Origin of the sequence: Porphyromonas sp. (assembly GCF_030529325.1) — a bacterium.
In the GTDB taxonomy this organism is placed as follows: Bacteria; Bacteroidota; Bacteroidia; order Bacteroidales; family Porphyromonadaceae; genus Porphyromonas_A.
Map to the genome: position 1 here is coordinate 21,292 of NZ_JAUMXC010000028.1, position 6,597 is coordinate 27,888.

The following is a 6,597-nucleotide window of genomic DNA, read 5'->3' on the forward strand; positions in this document are numbered from 1 at the left end:
TCGAGTAGACAAGCCCATATTGGTCAAGGTCTTTGCTTCTGCAATCAGTGGTATCAATGCGACCACTGTTGTCATCGAGGCTCAGGCATCGAGAGGGGCTAAGTTTATGCTCGTCGGATTGCCCGACACCGTCGTCAAGGAGAGTCACCAGCGTGTCGTCACAGCTATCAAGCAAAGCGGATACCCATATCCTGTCATGCGCTATGTCATCAATATGGCTCCTGCCGATATCAAAAAAGAAGGAGCTGCGTATGACTTGCCTTTGGCTATAGCCATCCTTGCTTCTACGGAAGTCATTCCTGCCGATCGCTTGGGTTCCACGCTCATAATGGGCGAACTATCCCTTGATGGCTCCATCCAACCGGTACAAGGTGTCCTGCCTATGGCTATGACTGCTCGCAAAGAGGGATTTGAGAGTATCATTGTCCCCGCTGACAATGCTCGTGAAGCAGCCATCGTTGATGGACTCCGTGTGTATGGGGCTACATGCCTTGCTGATGTGGTTGCTTTTTTCTCGGGAGAGGGAGACCGCTTATCTCTTTATCCTCATGACTGTGCCGTACTTGATGATCGAACACTCTTTTCTCTTCTCAATTTTGCCGAAGTCAAGGGGCAGGCTGCTGTCAAGCGAGCTATGGAGATTGCAGCCGCAGGTATGCACAACATGATCATGGTAGGTCCTCCGGGGAGCGGCAAGTCCATGATGGCAAAACGCTTACCTACCATCCTGCCACCTTTTGCTCCCGACGAAGCTCTCGAAACAACGATGATCCACTCCGTCGCAGGTACACTCCCGGCCGATACGGCCTTGATGCGGGAGCGCCCATTCAGATCTCCTCACCACAGCACCTCCAATGTCGCGATGGTCGGTGGCGGATCTTATCCCAAGCCCGGAGAGATCAGTCTCGCTCACAACGGCGTCCTCTTTCTGGACGAACTACCCGAGTTTGGGCGTAACGTCCTTGAGGTCTTGAGACAACCTCTCGAAGACCGTACCATAACCATCTCAAGGGCTAAGATGACAACGACTTTCCCCGCTTCTTTTATGCTCGTTGCATCGATGAATCCATGTCCCTGCGGACACTACAACAATCCTCAGAAAGCCTGTCGCTGTACTCCTCACCAAGTCACTTCTTATCTCAACCGTATATCGGGACCTCTTCTTGACCGCATAGACTTGCAAGTGGAGATCGTCCCCGTACCTTTCGATGCTCTTGCCGACACCACGCCGACAGAGTCCAGTTCTGTCATCCGAGAACGAGTCAGGGCCGCAAGAGAGATTCAGAGAGAGCGATTCAAGGACTATCCTCATATTTACAGCAATGCTCAGATGCCACCCGCACTGATCAAAGACTTTGTCCGTGTCGACAAGGCCGGACTCGATCGTTTGCGCGTTGCCATGGACCGTTTTGCACTCTCGGCACGTGCATATGACAGGATACTCAAGGTCAGCCGTACCATTGCCGATCTTTCGGGCAGTACCGACGTCACGGCAGCTCATATAGGAGAGGCTGTGGGTTATCGCAAACTCGATCGGGAAAGCTGGGGGCAGTTCGGTTGAGGCTACCGTTTCTTCCTCCGATATCCTGCACAACCGACATGGGATGACTATGAATAAAAATTGGGACAGCCCTCTTTACCGGTGAATTGAATAAAATAACGATATGAAAAAGAAACTATACCTCCTCGATGCTTATGCCCTGATATACAGAGGCTATTTTGCTTTCATCCGCAATCCTCGCATCAACAGTCAGGGCAAGGATACTTCTGCGATCTTCGGTTTTCTCCTCACTTTCGATGAGATCCGCAAGACGGCAAAGGACGACTACCTCGCTGTGGTTTTCGATCCCAAAGGACCGACTTTCCGACACGAGGCTTATCCCGAGTACAAGGCACAGAGAGAGGAGACGCCCGACTCCATACGCTTCGGAGTACCGTACATCAAGGAGATCATCAAGGGAATGGGCGTGCAGATCTACGAAGTCCCCCGATACGAAGCCGATGATGTCATCGGTACGATTGCCAAGAAGGTAGGGGCATCGGGAGAGGCCGAAGTCCTCATGGTGACTCCTGACAAGGACTATGGGCAGCTCGTGGGGGACAATGTCTTCATCTACAAGCCTATGAAGGGGGCAGAGTTTGAGCGCATAGGACCTGCGGAGGTTGTGGAAAAGTACGGTTTGCAAGATCACTCACAAGTCATCGACCTGCTCGCCCTCATGGGAGATGCCTCTGACAATGTCCCCGGTTGTGCAGGTGTGGGCGAAAAGACAGCTGCCAAGCTCCTTGCTCAGTATAAGGATGTGGACGATATCTATGCCCATGTCGATGAGATCAAGGGAGCTTTGGGGCGCAAACTTGTCGAGGGAGAGCCCAATGTCAGGCTCTCGCGCGAACTCGTGACCATCGTTACCGATGCTTCCGTCGATTTTTCTCTCGAAGACTGCCGGGTCGGAGATATCGATATGCCTGCCATCACACGTATCTATGAGGAGTTGGAGTTCAAGACATTGCTACGCAAGGTCGAAGAGATGAACAGCGCTGCGGAAGTTCCCTCGCCATCCGCTCCGACTGCAGCTTCCCAAGGCAGTGCCAAGGTACAACAATTTTCCCTCTTCGATGATCCTTTTGCTCCGAAGGTAGAAGCCCCTGCAGAGACCGCTCCCACAGAGGGGCTGTCGAGCTACCGCACTATCTTGGATGAGGACTCCAAGTATCATACTATCAGCGATATTGAAGGTGTCCGACAGCTTGCTGAGACCTTGGGTAAGAGTGAAGTTTTTGCTTTCGATACCGAAACAGACGGACTTGATCCTCTTACTGCCGGTATTGTGGGTGCTTCCTTTGCTTGTCGGGAGGGAGAGGCCTGGTATATCCCGCTTCCTGAGGATCATGAGGGCGCGGTAAATCTTCTTGCTCCGCTCGCTCCTCTTTTTGCACGAAAGGATGTTCTCAAAGTGGGACAAAACCTGAAGTTTGACCTTGAAGTCCTCATGCGTTACGGTATCAAGCCCTGTGCCCCTTACTTCGATACGATGATAGGGCACTATTTGCTCAATCCCGAACTCTCTCACGGTATGGGCTATATGTCCGAAAACTATCTCGGTTACAGACCTATACCCATAACCGATCTCATCGGAGCAAAGGGTAAAAAACAACTGTCGATGCGTGACATCCCTGTCGAAAAGGCAGCTCCCTATGCTGCCGAAGACGCTGATATCACGTTCAGACTCTACAACTTCCTCCGCCCTCAGATAGAGGAACGCTCTTTGGGCTCCCTGCTTTATGATCTCGAAATGCCCCTCATGGAGGTCCTCATGGCGATGGAACAAGAGGGTGTGGCTCTCAATACGGAAGAACTCCGTACCGTAGCCAAGGATATGGAGGCTCGTCTTGAGGTGTTGGAGAAAGAGATACATGAGAGCGCAGGGATGGAGTTCAATATCAATTCGCCCAAAGTCGTGGGCGAAGTCCTCTTTGAGCACCTCGGTATCGGCTCCAAGCACAAGAAGACCAAGACCGGCAACTATGCAACGGGTGAGGAGATCCTCCGGAAGCTCAAAGCCGACCATCCCGTTGTCGATATGATACTCAGATATAGGGGCTTGCGAAAACTCTTGTCCACTTACGTTGAGGCTCTCCCCGAGCTCGTCAATCCTCATACCGGTCGTATACATACCACTTACAATCAGACTGTGGCAGCCACCGGACGTCTCTCGAGCACCAACCCCAATCTTCAAAATATACCTATCCGTGACGATGACGGTCGTGAGATCCGTAAGGCTTTCACCGCACACAATCCCGAGACCGATGTCTTTGTCTCTGCCGATTATTCGCAGATTGAGCTCCGACTCATGGCACATCTCTGTGGGGATGAGGCTTTGTTGGAAGCGTTCAGACTGGGGCAGGACATCCATGCCTCGACAGCTGCCAAGATCTATGGCATCCCTCTCGGGGAGGTGACATCGGAGATGAGGCGGAGAGCCAAGACGGCCAACTTCGGTATTATCTACGGCATCTCCTCTTTCGGACTCAGCGAGCGTCTGACCATCCCTCGTAAAGAGGCCTCCGAACTCATCGACGGCTACTTTGCCACCTATCCCAAAGTCAAGGCATACATGGACAAGGTCATCGCAGATGCTCGCGAAAAGGGCTATGTGGAGACCATCCTCGGGCGTCGTCGTTATCTCAAAGACATCCATGCCGGGAATGCTGTCGTGCGTGGTTATGCCGAGCGCAATGCCGTAAATGCGCCTATTCAGGGCTCGGCTGCGGACATCATCAAGCTCGCCATGGTGCGCATTGCCGATCGTCTGCAACGTGAGGGACTCCAAGCCAAGATGATCCTTCAGGTGCATGACGAACTCAACTTCTCTTGTCCCAAGGGCGAACTTGATCGACTTTCGGTCATCATCAGAGAAGAGATGGAGGGCGTCTGCCCATCACTATCCGTACCTCTTACCGTGGACATAGGGTATGGTGAAAATTGGCTCCAAGCACACTGATATCCCGATACCCTTCAAAAAAAGGTAGTGAACCTTCGATCGCAAGTTAGACTGATTGTTGTCGAAGGTTCACTACCTTGAGATTGAAGGTTCACTACCTTAATTTTGGATCATCTGAAAGGCATATATGCTTCGGTGAAGTAGTATGATTAAATTTTTGTTTGCAAAGGGTTGTCTGATCTTTGCCTTTTCCCTCATATTATCCATACAGGCTTACGCCCAAGAGTACATCCCCACGCAGGATGAGGCTCTCGAGCACATCCTCGGCTATATCTCGGATGATGAGGAGCGTGAGAGGGTGGGCGAGCTCCTCCAGTCTCTGCGTGAGCAGCCTCTCGATCTCAACCGTGCCACTGGCGATCAGCTTGTCCTGCTGCCCTTCTTTGATGATTTTTTCGTCCGAAATCTTCTCCTTTATCGTTCACAAAACGGAGGCTTCCGATCCATATACGATCTCAAAAACGTAAATGGAGCTCCTGTGGTGTATCTGCCACTGATAGAACCTTATATAACCGTCTCTGTCGTCAATCCCGACAAGGTGATCCCGAGGCGTCAGCGGTTTTATCTCGGGACGGAGACGGATCTGTCTCGCGATGTGCCTTTCGGAGACAGATGGGGTACGGCACTATATTTTCAAAGCCATGCGGACACCGGATGGTCGGCAGACATCCTTGCCGATCATGATAGGGCAGAACCCTTGCGCCCTTTGCATAAGGGTATTGCAGATCATTTCTCTTTTTCTTTGACAAGACAATGGGGCGATAGTCACACGCCCTCTCGTCCCCAACTCATATTGGGAGACTTTCGTATAAATACAGGTCAGGGTCTGGTCATGGGTATGTCCCGATCCTACTTTTCGTCTATGGAGAGTCGGCAGGGTGTGGCACTATTGGGGCGATCCGTTGTGCGTCCGCACAGATCATTCAGGGAGGATGGTTATCTGAGAGGTGTGGCGGGCTCTATCCCTTTGAGTGGGATGGTTGGGCTTTCTGGCTTTGCAGGTTTTGAGCCTTTGGATGCCCATGTGGAGGGGGCGCGCATACGTACGCTTTACCGGACAGGGATACATAGGACGAGTAGAGAACAGATGTACCGACACTCCGCACGCAGAGAGGTTGCGGGGGCTTATCTCTCGTTGGATGGAGAGACTGCCGGTATCGGACTGCTTGGCGTGGCACATCGCTACAAAGGAAATGCCGGAGAACTGATATACAATCCTTTGCCCTCGGGCGGTGTGTCCGCTCTCAATAGCTCTTTGGATTGGCGTTTTGATTTGGGGGATGTTATGTTTTGGGGTGAGAGCACCATCCCTTTGCGGCAACCTCTTGCAATCATGGCGGGTGCTTCTTGGTACAATGACTATTGGGGGAGATTGACGCTCACGGCTCGTCGTCTGGCTCCGGAGCACTCTGCTCCATATGCTATGCCGGAGAGTCGATTCTCCAACGGTCGTAATGAAAAAGGCATCAATGCCATGTGGCATGGAGAAATAGCCCGAAATACTGTCGGGACGGTCTTCTGCGAATATTACGAAGCCCTCACTCCTGATCCTCGTCGCCGTGCAAGTAGAGGGAGCATCCTTTCGGCACATATAGATCATAGGAGCTACACTCACTCCCTCTCTGTGAGGTGGCGTGGTCGGTGGACGGATGTCGGGACAAAGCATACTGTCCGAGCTGTCTTTGATCGAGCTGTTTCCAAAGGATTTTTATTCAGAGCTGCGGCACATGTGGCCATGTCCCCTAAAGAGGCGCTTTCCAAGTCCTTTTCTATTCGTCTGCGTTATGAGACTGATAAATTGAAGTGTGAGGGTGTCCTTCAGGCTTTTGACATCAAGTCTCACCCCTTGCGAGCTGAAGCAGCGTATATGCCACACAAGTACTACGTGCCTATGCTGAGAGGATCGGGCATCCGTGTCATACTCAAGTCTCAGATATCCGTCTCTTCTCGTACAACCCTGAGTTTCCGTTACTCTCCCACTTTATACTTCCGCCGTCCGGAGACAACGCCTGCACCCCTATTGGACTTTTCTCTCGTCGCCCGCCTGCCTTAGCGGGGTGAAAGATGAAGATAGGCCCTCATGATTATGAAT

3 protein-coding genes are annotated in these 6,597 nt (G+C 51.9%); all 3 read left to right on the plus strand.

Annotated elements, in window-relative coordinates:
* The first annotated feature begins 16 nt into the window (after nucleotides 1-16).
* A complete protein-coding gene (locus tag Q4A14_RS05745; protein ID WP_303170598.1) occupies nucleotides 17-1,561 on the plus strand; it encodes a YifB family Mg chelatase-like AAA ATPase in 1,545 nt (514 codons plus the stop codon).
* A gap of 103 nt (nucleotides 1,562-1,664) precedes the next feature.
* Entirely contained in the window at nucleotides 1,665-4,505 is a 2,841-nt protein-coding gene (gene polA, locus Q4A14_RS05750; protein WP_303170592.1) for a DNA polymerase I, read from the plus strand.
* Between the two features lie 145 nt (nucleotides 4,506-4,650).
* Nucleotides 4,651-6,558: a helix-hairpin-helix domain-containing protein gene (locus tag Q4A14_RS05755; protein WP_303170594.1), complete on the plus strand. Its 1,908-nt coding sequence runs from the start codon at nucleotides 4,651-4,653 to the stop codon at nucleotides 6,556-6,558.
* Nucleotides 6,559-6,597 lie beyond the last annotated feature (39 nt).